The sequence below is a fragment of the Streptomyces macrolidinus genome (assembly GCF_023887685.1).
Classification (GTDB): Bacteria; Actinomycetota; Actinomycetes; order Streptomycetales; family Streptomycetaceae; genus Streptomyces; species Streptomyces macrolidinus.
The window spans coordinates 1-15,601 of record NZ_JAMWMR010000026.1 but is presented as its reverse complement, the minus strand read 5'-3'; the positions used below and the strand labels follow the sequence as shown (position 1 = coordinate 15,601).

Genomic DNA, 15,601 nt, shown 5'->3' with positions numbered 1-15,601 from the left:
GGCAGGTTCACAACTACGTACACAACTGCGCACAACAACTACGTACGGGACTCTACGCGGACTCTACGCGCATAGAGACAGGAGGCGGAACGGCCCCTCCACAGCGCAAGTGGAGGGGCCGCGACGCTACTTCGGAGGGGCGTTACTTCAGGTGGTCGGGGCCGAAGGCCTGCGGGAGCATCTCCGACAGGGGCAGGATGCCCGCCGGGGTCTCCAACAGCAGCTCCGGGCCGCCGAATTCGTACAGCAACTGGCGGCAGCGACCGCATGGCACCAGCACCGCGCCCTCGCCGTCGACGCAGGTGAAGTGCGTCAGCCGCCCGCCACCGCTCAGTTGCAGCGCCGAGACCAGACCGCACTCGGCGCACAGCCCGAGACCGTACGAGGCGTTCTCGACGTTGCAGCCGGTGACCGTACGGCCGTCCTCGACGAGCGCCGCCGCGCCGACCGGATAGCCGGAGTACGGGACGTACGCCCGGGACATCGCCTCGCGGGCCGCCTCGCGCAGCGGCTTCCAGATCATGGGCTCGATCATGGGCTCGCTGGAGGTCACTTGCCCTGTCCCTTCCGGTAGCGCATGCCGTCCGCCTTGGGCATCCGCAGGCGCTGCGCCGACAGCGACAGCACCAGCAGCGTGACGACGTAGGGGGTGGCGCCCACGAAGTCGCCGGGCACCTCCTTCGTCAGCAGGTACCAGACCAGGATCAGTGCGGCGATGCCCGCGGTGATCGCGCCCTGCCACAGTGCCTTGCGATACAGCTTCCACAGGGCGAGCAGCGCCAGCAACACGAAGAGCAGGAGCAGCAGCGCGTGCACGGTCTCGCCGCCGTTGCGCAACTGGAGCGCGTCGGAGAAGCCGAACAGGCCCGCGCCCATGGCCACTCCGCCGGGCCGCCAGTTACCGAAGATCATCGCCGCGAGACCGATGTAGCCGCGCCCGCCCGTCTGGCCTTCCAGATAGGTGTGCGAGGTGACCAGCGCGAGGAAGGCGCCGCCGAGCCCGGCGAGACCGCCGGAGACGGCGACGGCCGCGTACTTGTACGAGTAGACGTTGACGCCGAGCGACTCGGCGGCGATCGGGTTCTCACCGCAGGAGCGCAGCCGCAGGCCGAAGGCCGTGCGCCACAGGAGCCACCAGCTTCCGACGAACAGCACCAGGGCGAGGAGGGTCACCACGGAGACGTTGGTGACCAGGCCGCCGAGGATGCCGGCGAGGTCGGAGACGAAGAACCAGTGGTGCTTCTCGATCGAGGCGAGTCCGTCGGACAGCCCCGGCACGGTGACGTCGGGCAGGCTGTCGACGGGCGGGGACTGCTTGGGGTTGCCGCCCTTGGTCGCCGACGTGCCGTCCGCGAAGAAGAGCTTGGCGAGGTACTGGGTCGCGCCGAGCGCGAGCAGGTTGACGGCGACACCGGAGACGATGTGGTCGACGCCGAAGGTGATGGTGGCGACGGCGTGCACCAGACCGCCGAGGACACCGAAGCCGATACCGCAGAGCAGACCGAGCCAGGGGTTGGTCTGCCAGCCGAGCCAGCCCGCGCCGAAGGTGCCGAGGATCATCATGCCTTCAAGGCCGATGTTGACCACACCGGCCCGCTCGGACCACAGACCCGCGAGACCGGCGAGACCGATCGGCACGGCGAGCCCGAGCGCGGCGCCGATCTGGCCGCCGGAGGTGAGCTGGTCGGCGCCCGTGACGACACGGATGGCGGCGACGAGGATCAGGGCGCCCATGATGATCAGCAGGATCTGGGCGAGCGAGAAGCGGGAGCCCTTGGGCTGCTGCGCGCCGCTCGCCTTGGCCGCCGCGGGAGGCGGCGTGTCGGTCATCGTGGCAGTCACTTCGCCACCTCCTGGTTCTCGGTCGAAGCGGCGGCCGGGGCCTGGGCCGGGGCGGCGGCCTGCGCCGCGAGTTCCGCGCCGACGCGGTGCTGCTGACGCATGAGGCCGTAGCGGCGTACGACCTCGTAGGCGATGACGACGCACAGCACGATGACGCCCTGGATGACGCCCAGGATCTCCTTGTCGTACCCCTGCATCTCCAGGTGGTTCGTGGTGCGCTCCAGATAGCCCCAGAGCAGGGCGCCCAGTGCGATGCCGACCGGGTGGTTGCGGCCGAGCAGCGCGATCGCGATACCGGTGAAGCCGATACCGACCGGGAAGCTGTTGTCGAACTGGTGGCTGTCGTTCAGCAGCGTCGGCATGCCGATCAGACCGGCCACCGCGCCCGAGATGAGCATGCTGGTGGCGACCATGCGCTTGACGCTGACGCCGCTCGCCGACGCCGCGCTCTCGGACTGGCCGACGGTCCGCAGGTCGAAGCCGAAGCGGGTGCGGCCGAGCACGAACCAGTAGGCGAGGCCGACGATCACGGCGACCACGATGAAGCCCCACACCGTGCCCGCCGGGCCCGCGTCGACGGTGAAGAACCAGGAGCCCTCCGGCAGCGGCTTCGTGGAGACGAGGGTGCCGCCCTGCTGCAGTTCGCCGAGCCGCTCGGGCTGGAGGAAGTAGCCGATGACCGCCGTGGCGATGGAGTTCAGCATGATGGTCGCGATGACCTCGCTGACGCCGCGGGTCACCTTGAGGATGCCCGCGATGGCCGCCCACAGGGCGCCGACGCCCATCGCGCACAGGATGATCAGCGGGATGGCGATGAACCCGGGCAGGGTCAGCGCCCCGCCGAGGACGGCCGCGATGAACGCGGCGAGCCGGTACTGGCCGTCGACACCGATGTTGAACAGGTTCATCCGGAAGCCGATGGCCACCGCGACGCCCGCGAGGTAGTACGTGGTCGCCTTGTTCAGGATGTAGACCTGGCTGTCACTGGCGGAGCCGTACGTGACCATGTCGCTGAAGGCGGCGAACGGGTCCTTGCCGGTGCTGAGGATCACCAGGGCGGTGACGACCAGCGCGGCGACGACCGCGAGCAGCGGCGCCGCGATGCCCAGGAGCAGGCGCTCCTTGTCGATCCGTGAGGTCAGCTTGTTCATCGGGCGGCGTCCTTAGCGTGCTCCGGGTCCGTGGGGGCCTCCAGGTGGCCGGTGGCCGCACCCGTCATGGCGGAGCCCAGCTCCTCGGGGGTGATGGTGGCGGGGTCGGCGTCGGCGACCAGACGGCCGCGGAACATCACCCGCAGGGTGTCGGAGAGCCCGATCAGCTCGTCCAGGTCGGCGGATATCAGCAGCACCGCCAGGCCGTCGCGGCGCGCCTCGCGGATCTGGTCCCAGATCTGCGCCTGCGCGCCGACGTCCACGCCGCGCGTGGGGTGGGCGGCGATGAGCAGCTTGGGGTGGTGGCTCATCTCGCGGCCGACGATCAGCTTCTGCTGGTTGCCGCCGGACAGGGACGCGGCGGTCACGTCGATGCCGGGGGTGCGCACGTCGTACTCGCGCACGATGCGCTCGGTGTCGGCGCGCGCGGCCTTGATGTCGATCAGGCCGCCCTTGGAGTTGGGCCGCTCGGTGACATGGCCGAGGACGCGGTTCTCCCACAGCGGGGACTCCAGCAGCAGGCCGTGCCGGTGCCGGTCCTCGGGGATGTACCCGATGCCGCCCTCGCGGCGCCTGCGGACCGGTGCCTTCGTGATGTCCGCACCGTCCAGGGTGATCACCCCGGCGTCCGGCGTGGTCATGCCCATGAGCACTTCGATCAGCTCGGTCTGGCCGTTGCCCTCGACACCGGCGATCCCGAGGACCTCGCCCTTGTGGATCGTGAAGTCGACGTCGTCCAGCAGCAGTCGGCCGACCTGCGCCCCCTCGTGGCCGTAGGCGTCCTTGGGCGACTCCTTCGGTACGGGGGTCACCCCGGTCTCGGCGACGCGCAGGCCCTTGACCGTCAGCATCGGGACGTCCGTCACCGTCGACTCACGGGTCTCCGGCGACGGCAGTTCGCTGCCGACCATCAGCTCGGCGAGCTGCTTGGTGGTGGTGGTCTTCGGGTCGGCGTTGCCGACGGTGGTGCCGCGCCGGATGACGGTGATCTCGTCGGCGACGTGCAGCACCTCGCCCAGCTTGTGCGAGATGAAGATGACCGTGAGGCCCTCGGACTTGAGCTCGCGCAGGTTGTCGAAGAGCGCGTCGACCTCCTGCGGCACGAGGACCGCGGTGGGCTCGTCGAGGATGAGGGTGCGGGCGCCGCGGTAGAGGACCTTGAGGATCTCCACGCGCTGGCGGTCGGCGACGCCGAGTTGCTCGACGAGCGCGTCGGGCCGCACGTTCAGGCCGTACGCGTCCGAGATCTCGTTGATCTTCTTGCGGGCCTTGGCGCCGATGCCGTACAGCTTCTCCGCGCCGAGGACGACGTTCTCGAGGACGGTGAGGTTGTCGGCGAGCATGAAGTGTTGGTGCACCATGCCGATGCCGCACGCGATGGCGTCGGCGGGGTTGTGGAACGAGACCTGCGCACCGTCGACGGTGATGGTGCCCTCGTCCGGCTTCTGCATGCCGTAGAGGATCTTCATCAGCGTGGACTTGCCGGCACCGTTCTCCCCGCAGAGGGCGTGCACGGTGCCCTTGCGGACGGTGATGTCGATGTCGCGGTTGGCGACAACGCCGGGGAAGCGCTTGGTGATGCCGCGCAGTTCGACGGCAGCGGGAGGGCTGGACGCGTTGATGGCGCACTCTCCTCGGGGGAAAGGGGCTTCGGGGGAGGGCGGGCGTCGGCGACGCTAGCGCGGCAACTCGATGCTACACGCGTAGAGTTGACACATTGTTATGGCTCGGTGAGGGGGCGGGCGCCGCCCCTCTCACCGAGCCGTGGTCCGCCGGGACCGTCAGGTCACGGAAGGGTCCGCACGATCCCGTGCGCCGTCCCGCGACCACCGCGGGTCACGGGGTCGTCTTGACCTTGATCTTGCCGTCGACGATGTCCTGCTGAGCGGCGTCCAGCTTGGCCTTGAGGTCGTCGATGAAGCCGCCGCTGGTGGCGAGCGTGACGCCCTTCTCGGCGAGGGAGTAGCTGTTGGTGCCGGTCAGCGGCTTGCCGTCCTTGACGGACTTGATGAGGTCGTAGACGCCGACGTCGACGTTCTTGACGACCGAGGTCAGGATCGAGTTCTTGTACTTGGCCAGACCCGGGATGTTGTACTGGTCCGAGTCGACGCCGATGGCCCAGGCGCCCTTCTTGCCGCTGACGGCCTCGATCGCACCGTTACCGGAGGAACCGGCGGCGGTGTATATGACGTCGGCGCCCTTGTCGAGCATGCCCTGCGCGGCTTCCTTGCCCTTGTCGGGGGAGGCGAAGCCCGAGGTGTCCGAGCCGTGGCTCAGGTACTGGCGCTCGATCTTGATCTTCTTGTCGGTGTCCTGGACACCCTGGACGAAGCCCGCCTCGAACTTCTTGATGAGCGGGACGTCCACGCCGCCGATGAAGCCGACGTGGTGGCTCTTCGACTTCAGGGCGGCGGCGACACCGGCCAGGTAGGAGCCCTGCTCCTCGGTGAAGACGATGCTGTCGGTGTTCTTCGTGTTCACCACGGAGTCGACGATGCCGAAGGTGGTCTTCGGGTACTTCGCCGCGACCTTGGTCATGGAGTTCGCGTAGGCGTAGCCGACACCGATGATCGGGTTGTAGCCCGCGTCGGCGAGGTCCGAGAGACGCTGCTCGCGGTCGGCCTCGGTGTCCGAGGTCTTCGCGGTCAGCTCCTTGAGGGAGCCGCCGAACTCGGACTTCGCCTTGTCGGCACCGCGCGCGGCGGAGTCGTTGAAGGAGTGGTCGCCACGGCCGCCGACGTCAAAGGCGAGACCGATCTTGACACCGTTCTTGTCCGAGCCGGACGACTTGCCCGACCCGGAGTCCTTCTCGGACGACGTACTGCCACACGCGGTGGCGGAAAGCGCGAGGGCCGCGGTGGCGAGACACGCGGCAGAAATCTTGGCTACCCGGCGCAAGGGAGGCTCCTTCGACCTGACCGAAGCGCCACTTCTGGCGCTGGTTTCGCCGCATCGTAACGCGCGTAGATGCCAGATAAAGCCCTCTTCGGAAGCCGTTATCGGATTGACGCGAACAGGTCTTGAACGCCTGCGCGACCTCGGGTTACGAACGTGCCGCGTCCAGGAGCGCGGCGGCCGTGAACAGCTCGACACCTACCGTGATCGCGGACTCGTCCACGTCGAAATCGCCCTGGTGGAGATCGCGTACGGTGCGCTCGCCGGGGACGCGGACGCCGAGTCGGGCCATGGCGCCGGGGACCTGCTCCAGATACCAGGAGAAGTCCTCGCCGCCGAGGCTCTGTTGGGTGTCCTCGACGGAGTGCACCCCGCGCCGGGCCATCATCGCGTCCCGCAACAGCTCGGTGACCCCGGCTTCGTTGACGACGGGCGGCACCCCTCGGACGTAGTTGATCTCGGACTTGGCCCGGTAGATGCCCGCGATCTCGTCGATGGCGGCATGCACCAGGTCGGGCGCCTGCCGCCAGGCCTCGAGGTCGAGGCAGCGGACGGTGCCGGACAGCTCGGCGTGCTGCGGGATGACGTTGCAGGCGTGGCCCGACTCGATACGTCCCCAGGTCACCGCGAGCCCGGAGCGGGCGTCGATACGGCGGGCGACGAGCATGGGGACCTCGGTGGCGACCTTGGCGGCGGCGGTGACCAGGTCCGTGGTCAGATGCGGGCGGGCGGTGTGCCCGCCGGTGCCGTTCAGCGCGATCTCGAGGCGGTCGCAGGCGGAGGTGATGGGGCCGTTGCGCAGCCCGATCCGTCCGGCGTCCACGCGCGGGTCGCAGTGCACAGCGATGATCTTCCCCACGCCGTCGAGCACCCCGGACTCGATGGCGTCGGACGCCCCGCCCGGCAGGACCTCCTCGGCGGGCTGGAAGATCAGCCGTACGGGGCGCGGCAGGGCGCCCTGCCGCGCCAGCTCGGCGAGGACGAGTCCGGCGCCGAGGACGACGGTGGTGTGGACGTCATGTCCGCAGGCGTGGGCGCGGCCGGGGACCGTGGAGCGGTAGCCGCACTCGGACTTCGTGTCCGGAATGGGCAGCGCGTCGATGTCGGCGCGCATCGCGAGCATGGGCGCGGCCGGGCCGTCCGCCTCCTCACCGACCCCGATGTCGCACACGAGCCCGGTACCGATGTCGAGCACCCGCGGGGCGAGCCCGGCCCGCTCCAGCCGCGCCTTGATCGCGGCGGTGGTACGGAGCTCCTGGTGGCCCAGCTCGGGGTGCATGTGCAGATCACGCCGGAAGGCGACGAGCTCGGCCCGCAACTCCTCGGACAGCACACCGGGCAGGACAACAGGCAGCACGGCGTCCCCGGAATCCCCGGGCAGGTCGGCGTCGAACTCGCGGGACATCAGTTGGTTCACCCTTTGAAGGGTAGGCCTGAGGGGGATCAACTGCCGGGCGATCAAGAAAAGTTCAGCCGGATTGATGTAAGAATCCGGGCACGCGCCCGCATGGTGAGACGCGCAAAGGGGTAGGGGCCTTTCTTTACCCCTGTCTCCCCCTACGCCGTCACGCCGTCCCCGGCGTCACCGACCGCAGCCGGTGGGCGTCTCGGGCCGTGCCCGTCACCCCCGCCAGGAAGCCCTCGGCTCGGGGGGAGGCTGTGTCGGTGAGCCAGGTCGGGTCGATGTCGCAGACCGCGACGCGTACCCCCGTGCCGGTCAGGGCCAGGGGCAGGGTGTGGACGACCGTCGACGGGAAGCTCAGGATCGTACGGCCGATGGGGCCCCGGCGGGCGATCAGTTCCAGGGGCAGGTCCGGGCGGACCACCTCCAGGCCGGTCTCGACGGCCAGCCGGTGCAGCTTCTCGGAGCTTTCGCGGCGGTGGGCGAAGTAGCGGGCGACGCCGTGGGTGCGGGCCAGGGAGCGGACTGCTTCGAGATAGCGGTCCGGGTCGACCACCCCGGTCTCCACCAAGGAGGTGCCCACCAGGTCGGCGCCGCGCGCGACGCGGGGCGGGCCGAAGCGGGCGCGGGTCCAGGCGAAGTCGTTGACGGTGAGACGGACGCCGTCGGGGGCCGCCTCGATCGGCATGGCGGAGAACACCTCGACGCCGCGCCGCTCGGACGGCGTGAGGCGGCGCCGGGCCGCGCCGGAGACCGGGGCGAAGAGCAGATCGCGGGGTCCCGGGCGGCTGCCGCGCCGATGCCAGCGCACCAGCCGCTCGCCCCGCGCGAGCTGCGCCACGAACTCCATGGTCGCGGTGCCGTCGTCCACGACGACGAGGTCCGGCGCCGGGGTGATGGTCAGCAGGAGCTGTACGTAGCGGGAGAACGGGTCGCCGATGACGATCCGCGCGGCCTCGCGCAGCAGGGGCGCCAGGCCGCCGATCGTCCGGAACGGGGCCGTGGCGCCCCCGCGCGCCTCCTCCCAGCGCACCTCGTGGCCCTCGCCGCGCGCGAGTTCGGCCATGCGGCGCAGTTGACCCCGGGTCATGGGGTCGGTGGGCGACAGCACCACCAGGGTCAGGGGGTCCCCGGCCGGGCCGGCGGCTCCTGGCGCCCGGGTGTCTGCCCGGGTGTGCGCCCACTCCAGCACGTTCAGAAGCTGGACGGGGCTCTCGACGAAGGCGAGCGTGGAGGTGGGGCCGGTCGGCCCGACACGGGGACTCATGGTCGTACGACCGTTGCCTTTCGGGCGATGAGGGGGCGGGCGGACCGTCAGACCGCCACCGGCTCACCGGCCGCCGCGGCGATCTCCGCCTCGACGACCGCACCGGCGACACGGCGCAGCTTCTTCATCGGGCCCAGCTCGGAGTCGTAGACCCGCTTCACGCCGTCGCCCAGCGAGGTCTCGATGGTGCGGATGTCGCGGACCAGGCGCCGCAGGCCCTGCGGCTCCACCGACGCGGCCTGGTCGGAGCCCCACATCGCGCGGTCGAGGGTGATGTGGCGCTCGACGAAGGTGGCGCCGAGGGCGACCGCGGCCAGCGTGGTCTGCAGACCCGTCTCGTGGCCGGAGTAGCCGATCGGGACGTTCGGGAACTCGGCCTGGAGGGTGTTGATGACGCGGAGGTTCAGCTCCTCGCCCTTCGCCGGGTACGTCGACGTGGCGTGGCAGAGCAGGATGTTGTCCGAGCCGAGGACCTCGACCGCGTGGCGGATCTGCTTCGGGGTCGACATACCCGTGGACAGGATGATCGTGCGGCCGGTGGCGCGCAGGGTGTGCAGCAGCTCGTCGTCCGTCAGGGAGGCGGAGGCCACCTTGTGCGCGGGCACGTCGAACTTCTCCAGGAAGGCGACCGCCTCGGTGTCCCACGGGGACGCGAACCAGGCGATGCCCTTCTCCTTGCAGTACGCGTCGATCTGCCGGTACTCGTCCTCGCCGAACTCCACGCGGTGGCGGTAGTCGATGTAGGTCATCCGCCCCCAGGGGGTGTCGCGCTCGATGTCCCACTGGTCGCGCGGGGTGCAGATCTCGGGGGTGCGCTTCTGGAACTTGACGGCGTCGCAGCCGGCCTCGGCGGCCACGTCGATCAGCTCGAAGGCGTTCTCCAGCTCGCCGTTGTGGTTGATGCCGATCTCACCGCAGACGTACACCGGCATACCGGGGCCGGCCGTACGCGAACCGAGCTGGCGGAGACGGGAGTTGGTGCTCATGGCAAGAAGTTCCTTAACTGTGGAGGGAGTCGAGAGAAGGGCCGAGGATCCAGGTGGCGATCTCTCGGATCGCGCCGTCACCACCCGGGGCGGTGGTGACCGCGCGTGCGGCGCCGCGCACGACGTCGTGGGCGCTCGCGACCGCCACGGGCCAGCCGGCGAGGCCGAAGCACGGGAGGTCGTTGACGTCGTTGCCGACGTAGAGCACGCGCTCGGGCGCGATGCCCTGCTCCTCGCACCACTGCTTCAGTGCGAGGTCCTTGCGGTCGATGCCGTGCAGGACCGGGATCCGCAGCTTGCGGGCCCTGGCGGCGACGACCGGGTTCTGCTCCGTGGACAGGATCAGCAGCGCCAGGCCGCTGCGGCGCAGCGCGGCGATCCCGAGGCCGTCCCCGCGGTGCACGGAGACGAACTCGCGTCCGTCGGAGTCGATCAGCACCCTGTCGTCGGTCTGGGTGCCGTCGAAGTCGAGTACGACCGCGTCGAGGTCGGCGCGGGTGGGGAGCGCGCCGGGCCGGTGCGCGTCGAACAGCGGGGCCAGCGCGCGGGCGCGGGCCAGCTCGTGCGGGTCGTCGATCTCCAGCACCCGGGCCGGGTCGGTGCGCACGAGGTCGGTACGGCCGAAGAAGCGGTGCCGGTGCGCGCGCAGCCCGGCGGCGTCCATGGCGTACGCGGCGCCGGTCTCCAGCAGGTCCTCGGGGCGGTCCTGGCGGCGCGGCCGGAAGGACTTGTCGTGGTTGACGCCGTGACCGCCCCCGGCGGCCGAGGCGTCGGCGGTCGCGGCGTCGGCGGTCGCGGCGCGCCAGAGGAAGCCGTGGAAGGGGGCCACGGTCAGCGCGGTGTCCGCGCCGTTCTCGACCACGGCCGCGGCCACCCCGTCGATGTCCTCGCTGACGAGGAACGGGCTGGTGCACTGGACCAGCAGCACCACGTCGACCGGCGTCCCGTGCAGCGCCTCGTGGGCGTCCACGGCGTGCAGGACCGCGTCCTCGGAGGTGGCGGTGTCCCCGGCGATGGCGGCGGGCCGCCGTACGATCTCGGCTCCGGCCTCGCGGGCGGCGGCGGCGATCGCCGCGTCGTCGGTGGAGACCACGACGTCGGTGACCAGCCGGGCGGCCCGGCACTCGCGCACCGCGCGGGCGACCAGCGGCACACCGCCGACCGGGGCGAGGTTCTTCGCGGGCACGCCCTTGGAACCGCCGCGCGCGGGGATCACCGCGAGCACACGGCGCACCGGCGGCGCCTGTCCCGTTGCCGGGTCGGACATGAGGTCAACTCCTCGGAATTCTTCGGGTGTCGGGCTCGTCCCGCTCACAGCTCGCCCATCCGCCGGATCATGGGCGCCACGCGCTGCACGCCATGGCGGTAGGCGCCCCGCGCGGCGCGGCGGACGATCCGGCGCACCGGGCCGGGCGCGTGGTCGGCGGTCGGCGCGCCCGGCAACGGGCTGCCGTCCGGGGCGAGATGGTGGCGGGCGAGGATGCCGGGCAGATAGCCGGGCGCGGTGACGGGGGTGTAGTAGGGCCGCAGCGGCGGGAGTTCGGCGGCGGCGAGCAGTCCGGCGATCCGGGCGCGCGCCTCGTCGAAGGCGGCGGCGTGCGAGCCTCCCCCAGAGTGGGGACCCCCAGCCGCGACGCCCTGCCGGGCCACCCACCACGGGTCCGGCAACGGCTCGTGTCCGGCGTCGAGTTGGTCCCAGGAGGCCAGGCAGCCGGAGCCCACGAAGTGGTGGTTGCCGAGCGCCTCCCGCACCCCGAGGTCGGTCAGGACGACGGTGGGGACACCGCGGTGCAGCGACTCCAGGGCGGCGGTCGAACTGACCGTGACCAGCAGGTCGGTACGGTCGAGGACCTCGCCCATGTTCCCGTACACCAGGCGGAAGTTGGCGGGCAGATCCGGTTGCCGGGCGAGCTTCTGGTAGGGCAACTCCTCGATATGGGTGGTGTGTTCGCCCGGCTGGGAGCGGAGCTTGAGCAGTACCTCGCGCTCGGGGTGCCGGCGCGCGTGCCGGATCAGCCGGTCCAGCAGATACGTACGGTCCCTGCGGTTGTCCGGCACGGAGGGCTGTGCGGCGAAGACGACCGTGTAGGGGTCCTTCTTCTCGTAGGGCGCGCCGCCGAGGAAGGGCAGCGCCACCTCGGTCACCGACGAGGCGTCGGCGCCCACGCCTTCGTAGACGTCCCGGAAGCGGTCGGCGTCCTGGCGGGAGTTGGCGAGGACGAGGTCCGCGCCGTGCCGCAGCAGCAGGCCGTCGGCGAGCTTCTCGTAGACGACGCCGACATAGCCGGTGACGACGACGGGGCGCCGGGTCCGCCCCTGCCAGGCGTGGGCGAGGCCGTGCAGCACGGCCTGGACTCCCCCGCCGACCAGGGCGAGGACGAGGAGGTCGTACGGCTCCTTCGTCATCGTGTGCAGGAACTCGGTGGCGGTGACCTCGCGCAGGGAGTCCGCGCGGACACCGACCTCGTCGAGCTGGCGGGTGGTGGGGGTGGCGCGGCCTCGCAGGAGGAAGCCGTCCAGGACGGGGGCACCGGACACGCTCTCGCGCGGCTCGGCGTCCGGGTCCGCGGTGAGACGGTTCGCGGTCAGCGCACCCCATTTCCATCGGGTGTCGGAGTCCGCGAGCACGGCGATCCGCAGGGGCTTCGTATGACTGGCTGGCACGGTTCAAGACGCTAGGAATCAATTCCTAGGACGGAGCCAACCCCGATTCAACAATCAGTTAACAGCGGCGCACCGAGAGGCGAACTGGCCCGCCGCGGAGCGGAATGCGCGCGGGGTGCACCGATTCGACACGTCGAGTTCACTCTTCGTAGGCTCACCGGACAGTTCACCGGACGGGCGGCCCCCTAAGCTCCCCCAGGTGCCCAAACTTTCCGTGATCGTTCCCTTCTGCAACGTGCAGCGCTATGCGTCGGACACGCTGCGGAGCCTTCGCCTCAACGCCCGGTCGGAATTCGAATTCATCCTGGTCGACGACCATTCACAGGACGAGACACCGGCCATTGTCGAGCGGGCGGCCGAGGACCTTTCCCAGGTCGCCTCGGTACGTTTTATCCGCCGAAACGAGAATGGCGGGATAGCCGCCGCGCGCAACAGCGGCCTGGATGTGGCGCGGGGCGAATACCTGACGTTCCTGGACGGCGACGACTGGCTGGCCCCGGGCTATCTCGGCCGGCTCGTGACGGCCATCGAGGAGCTGGGCTGCGACTTCGTACGGACCGATCATGTGCAGGCGACCGCCCGCGCCCGTACCGTGCACCGGGTGCCTCTGGGACCGCGTGGGGAGGTGCTGAACCCGCGCGAGGCGATCCTTCCCGCCGAACGCTCGACCGCGGTCGACTACCCCTACTCCTGGGCCGGCGCGTATCACCGGCGCCTGCTCGAGAAGGGGCTGCTGCACTTCGACGCCGATCTGCGCACCGCCGAGGACCGGCCGTGGATATGGAAGCTGCACCGTGAGGCGGAGTCGTTCGCCGTACTGAGCCTGCTGGGCGTCTTCTACCGGCGCGGGGTGGCCACGTCGCTCACCCAGATCGGCGATGTGCGCCAGCTCGACTTCATCCGCGCCTTCGACCAGGTGATCGAGGAGACCGCGGCCGACCCCGAGGCCGACCGGCTGCTGCCGAAGGCGGTGCGCACGTACTGCGCGATCATCGCCCATCACCTGGCGGAGATCGACAAGTTCGAGCCGGGCGTGGCCCGGCAGTTCCGCACGATGAGCGGCGCGGCGATGGCACGTATGCCGCAGGACCTGCTCACCGACGTCCTCGACACCATGGACCTGGCCCGCGCCTCCCGGCTGCGCAGGCTGCGCCGTCGGGGCACCACTCCGAAGGTGGCCGCCTGATGTCCCGAACCACACGGATCTTCTGCGCCTCGACGCTGTACGGCGCCGCCACGCTGGCCGCCGCGATCGAGTCCGGCTGCTTCCCCGGCACGGAGCGCCGCCTGCTGCTGGTGTGCAACAACGCCACGACGCCGGAGACCGCCCCGGCCGTCGACGAGATGCCGGGCTTCGCCGCGCTGCGCGACCACTTCGATGCCGTACTGTCCTGGAACGACGCCATCCGGCCCTTCCACCCCGGAGCCTGGTCCCCGCGTTCCGACGACGTCCCGCTGATCGAGCGCTATCTGCGGCTGCTGTGGGACCTGGGCGACGACCGGGTGGCCCTGGTGATGGAATCCCTCCAGGTCAACCCGGCCCTGGCCATCGCCCGCTCGTTCACCGACGCGCCCATCGACGTCTATGCCGACGGGCTGATGAGCTACGGCCCCACCCGCAACAAGATCGACCCGCTGATCGGTACGCGCGTACGGCGGCTGCTCCACCTGGATCTGGTGCCCGGTCTGGCCCCGCTGCTGCTGACCGAGTTCGACGTGCCCGCGCGGATCGTGCCGACCGGCGCGTTCCTGAAGGTGCTCGACCGGCTCGGCGACGCCGTGCCGCGGCTTCCGACGCTGCCCGAGCGGCCCGCGGTCCTGCTCGGCCAGTACCTGTCCGCGCTGGACATCCTCTCCCCCGAGGAAGAGGAGGACCTGCATGTGCGGATGCTGCGGGGCGCGGTCGCCCGCGGGCACCGCGCCCTCGTCTTCAAGCCGCACCCGACCGCACCGGCCCGCTACAGCCGTGCGCTGGAGGCCGAGGCCGAGCGACTCGGCGTGGACCTCACCGTCCTGGACCTGCCCGTCCTCGCCGAGGTGCTGTTCGAGCGGGCACGGCCCGCGCTGGTGGTCGGCTGCTTCTCCACGGCGCTGTTCACCGCCACCGCGTTCTACGGCCTCCCGGTCGCCCGCGTGGGCACCGAGGCTCTCCTGGAGCGGCTGACGCCCTACCAGAACAGCAACCGCGTACCGGTCACCCTGACCGACGCGCTGCTGCCCGATCTGGAGGGCGACCCGAAGGGTGCGTCAGGAGGCGGGGCCCTGGCCGCCGAGCCGCCGGCCGGTCTGCTCACCGCGGTCGGCTTCACCATGCAGCCGCAGATCTACCCCGGCCTGCGCCCGGCGGCGCAACGCTTCCTCGCCGAGCACTACGGCCCCGGCACCCAGCGCTACTTCAAGCGCCGTCGGCTCACCGCGCTCGGCCTGCCGGGCGGCCTCCCGGACCGGCTGGCGTTCCTCCCCCGCAACTCCACCGCGCGCCGGGTCGCACGCCGGGCCCGCGCGCTCAGGCGCAGGGTGGCACGCGGCTGAGGACGGGCGGGGCGCACACCGGCCGCGGCTACGCGCTCGCGAGCGACAGCTTCACCGCGAAGCCCAGGAAGAGGGCGCCCGCGGCCGACGTCGCCCCCGCCGACAGCCGCTTGCGCCGACGGAAGGCCGCCGCGAGGCGGGTCCCGCTGAATATGAGGGCCGTGAGGTAGAGGAAGCTGGCGGCCTGGGCGAAGGCGCCGAGGACGACGAAGGAGAGCGCGGGGTAGGCATAGCCCGGGTCAACGAACTGAACGAAGAAGGCCACGAAAAAGAGGATGGCCTTGGGGTTGAACAGGCTGACGACGAACGCACGGCGGTAGGGCCGCTCCGAGCCGACGGCGTCGGCGGCCGGACCCTCCGTCACGGTCTGCTCCCGCCGCGCCCGCCACATCCCCCACGCGGCCCGCATCATGCCGATCGCGAGCCACGTCAGATAGCCGGCCCCCGCGTACTTCACGATCCCGAACAGCACGGCGTTCGTCTTGAGCAGCGAGGCGACTCCGGCCGCGGACAGCGTCATCAGCACGGTGTCCCCGCACCAGACCCCGGCCGCGGCCGTATACCCGGCCCGCACCCCGCGCCGGGCGGCTACCGAGAGGACGTACAGGGAGTTGGGCCCGGGGAGCAGGATGATGAGAACAAGGCCCGCCAGGTAGGTGGGGAGGTCGATGACGCCGAACATGGAGAGGAGTGTCGCACGGGGGTACGACACTCGGAATCCACGTTTCGCGGGACGAGACGGACAGCCCCCCGCGGAGCGCGCCAGTGAGCGGTTGTCGTCGTACACGTAAACGTGTGCTCTTAGAACTCCTAACGAAATGATCTTCGAGGTGGTTGGATCACTCCGGAACTGATGATCCGG

At 70.6% G+C, this 15,601-nt stretch carries 13 protein-coding genes; 2 read left to right on the top strand and 11 right to left on the bottom strand.

Annotation, left to right across the window (positions count from 1 at the left end):
- Positions 1–142: 142 nt before the first annotated feature.
- The 10 genes from NGF19_RS24130 to NGF19_RS24085 all read right to left on the bottom strand — a co-directional run bounded on the left by NGF19_RS24130 (position 143) and on the right by NGF19_RS24085 (position 12,207).
- Positions 143–523, bottom strand: coding sequence for a cytidine deaminase (locus NGF19_RS24130; protein ID WP_252427379.1), 381 nt, complete (start codon positions 521–523; stop codon positions 143–145).
- Between the two features lie 26 nt (positions 524–549).
- A complete protein-coding gene (locus NGF19_RS24125) occupies positions 550–1,842 on the bottom strand; it encodes an ABC transporter permease (protein WP_252427378.1) in 1,293 nt (430 codons plus the stop codon).
- Entirely contained in the window at positions 1,839–2,993 is a 1,155-nt protein-coding gene (locus tag NGF19_RS24120; RefSeq protein ID WP_252427377.1) for an ABC transporter permease, read from the bottom strand. The genes NGF19_RS24125 and NGF19_RS24120 overlap by 4 nt, the downstream gene beginning before the upstream one ends.
- On the bottom strand, positions 2,990–4,615 hold the full coding sequence (locus NGF19_RS24115; protein ID WP_252427466.1) for an ABC transporter ATP-binding protein: 1,626 nt from the start codon (positions 4,613–4,615) through the stop codon (positions 2,990–2,992). The genes NGF19_RS24120 and NGF19_RS24115 overlap by 4 nt, the downstream gene beginning before the upstream one ends.
- A 214-nt stretch (positions 4,616–4,829) precedes the next feature.
- Positions 4,830–5,891 (bottom strand): BMP family lipoprotein, encoded by a 1,062-nt coding sequence (locus NGF19_RS24110; protein ID WP_252427376.1) that lies wholly within the window; start codon positions 5,889–5,891, stop codon positions 4,830–4,832.
- Positions 5,892–6,036: 145 nt separating this feature from the next.
- A complete protein-coding gene (locus NGF19_RS24105) occupies positions 6,037–7,293 on the bottom strand; it encodes an amidohydrolase (protein WP_252427464.1) in 1,257 nt (418 codons plus the stop codon).
- 160 nt (positions 7,294–7,453) lie between these two features.
- Positions 7,454–8,557 carry a hypothetical protein gene (locus NGF19_RS24100; protein ID WP_252427375.1) on the bottom strand — a complete coding sequence of 368 codons (1,104 nt, stop codon included), beginning with the start codon at positions 8,555–8,557 and terminating at the stop codon, positions 7,454–7,456.
- 47 nt (positions 8,558–8,604) lie between these two features.
- On the bottom strand, positions 8,605–9,543 hold the full coding sequence (locus tag NGF19_RS24095) for an N-acetylneuraminate synthase family protein (protein ID WP_252427374.1): 939 nt from the start codon (positions 9,541–9,543) through the stop codon (positions 8,605–8,607).
- Between the two features lie 13 nt (positions 9,544–9,556).
- Positions 9,557–10,810 (bottom strand): N-acylneuraminate cytidylyltransferase, encoded by a 1,254-nt coding sequence (locus tag NGF19_RS24090; protein WP_252427373.1) that lies wholly within the window; start codon positions 10,808–10,810, stop codon positions 9,557–9,559.
- A gap of 44 nt (positions 10,811–10,854) precedes the next feature.
- On the bottom strand, positions 10,855–12,207 hold the full coding sequence (locus NGF19_RS24085; protein WP_252427372.1) for a DUF6716 putative glycosyltransferase: 1,353 nt from the start codon (positions 12,205–12,207) through the stop codon (positions 10,855–10,857).
- Between the two features lie 199 nt (positions 12,208–12,406).
- Between NGF19_RS24085 and NGF19_RS24080 the strand changes: the two genes are divergently transcribed.
- Together NGF19_RS24080 and NGF19_RS24075 are read left to right on the top strand one after the other, a co-directional pair.
- On the top strand, positions 12,407–13,393 hold the full coding sequence (locus NGF19_RS24080; protein ID WP_252427371.1) for a glycosyltransferase family 2 protein: 987 nt from the start codon (positions 12,407–12,409) through the stop codon (positions 13,391–13,393).
- Positions 13,393–14,739, top strand: a complete 1,347-nt coding sequence (locus tag NGF19_RS24075) for an alpha-2,8-polysialyltransferase family protein (protein WP_252427370.1) — start codon at positions 13,393–13,395, stop codon at positions 14,737–14,739. Before NGF19_RS24080 ends, NGF19_RS24075 begins: the two co-directional genes overlap by 1 nt.
- Positions 14,740–14,767: 28 nt before the next feature.
- On the opposite strand, the gene leuE is transcribed toward NGF19_RS24075, so the two are convergent.
- Positions 14,768–15,421, bottom strand: a complete 654-nt coding sequence (gene leuE / locus NGF19_RS24070) for a leucine efflux protein LeuE (RefSeq protein ID WP_252427369.1) — start codon at positions 15,419–15,421, stop codon at positions 14,768–14,770.
- Positions 15,422–15,601 lie beyond the last annotated feature (180 nt).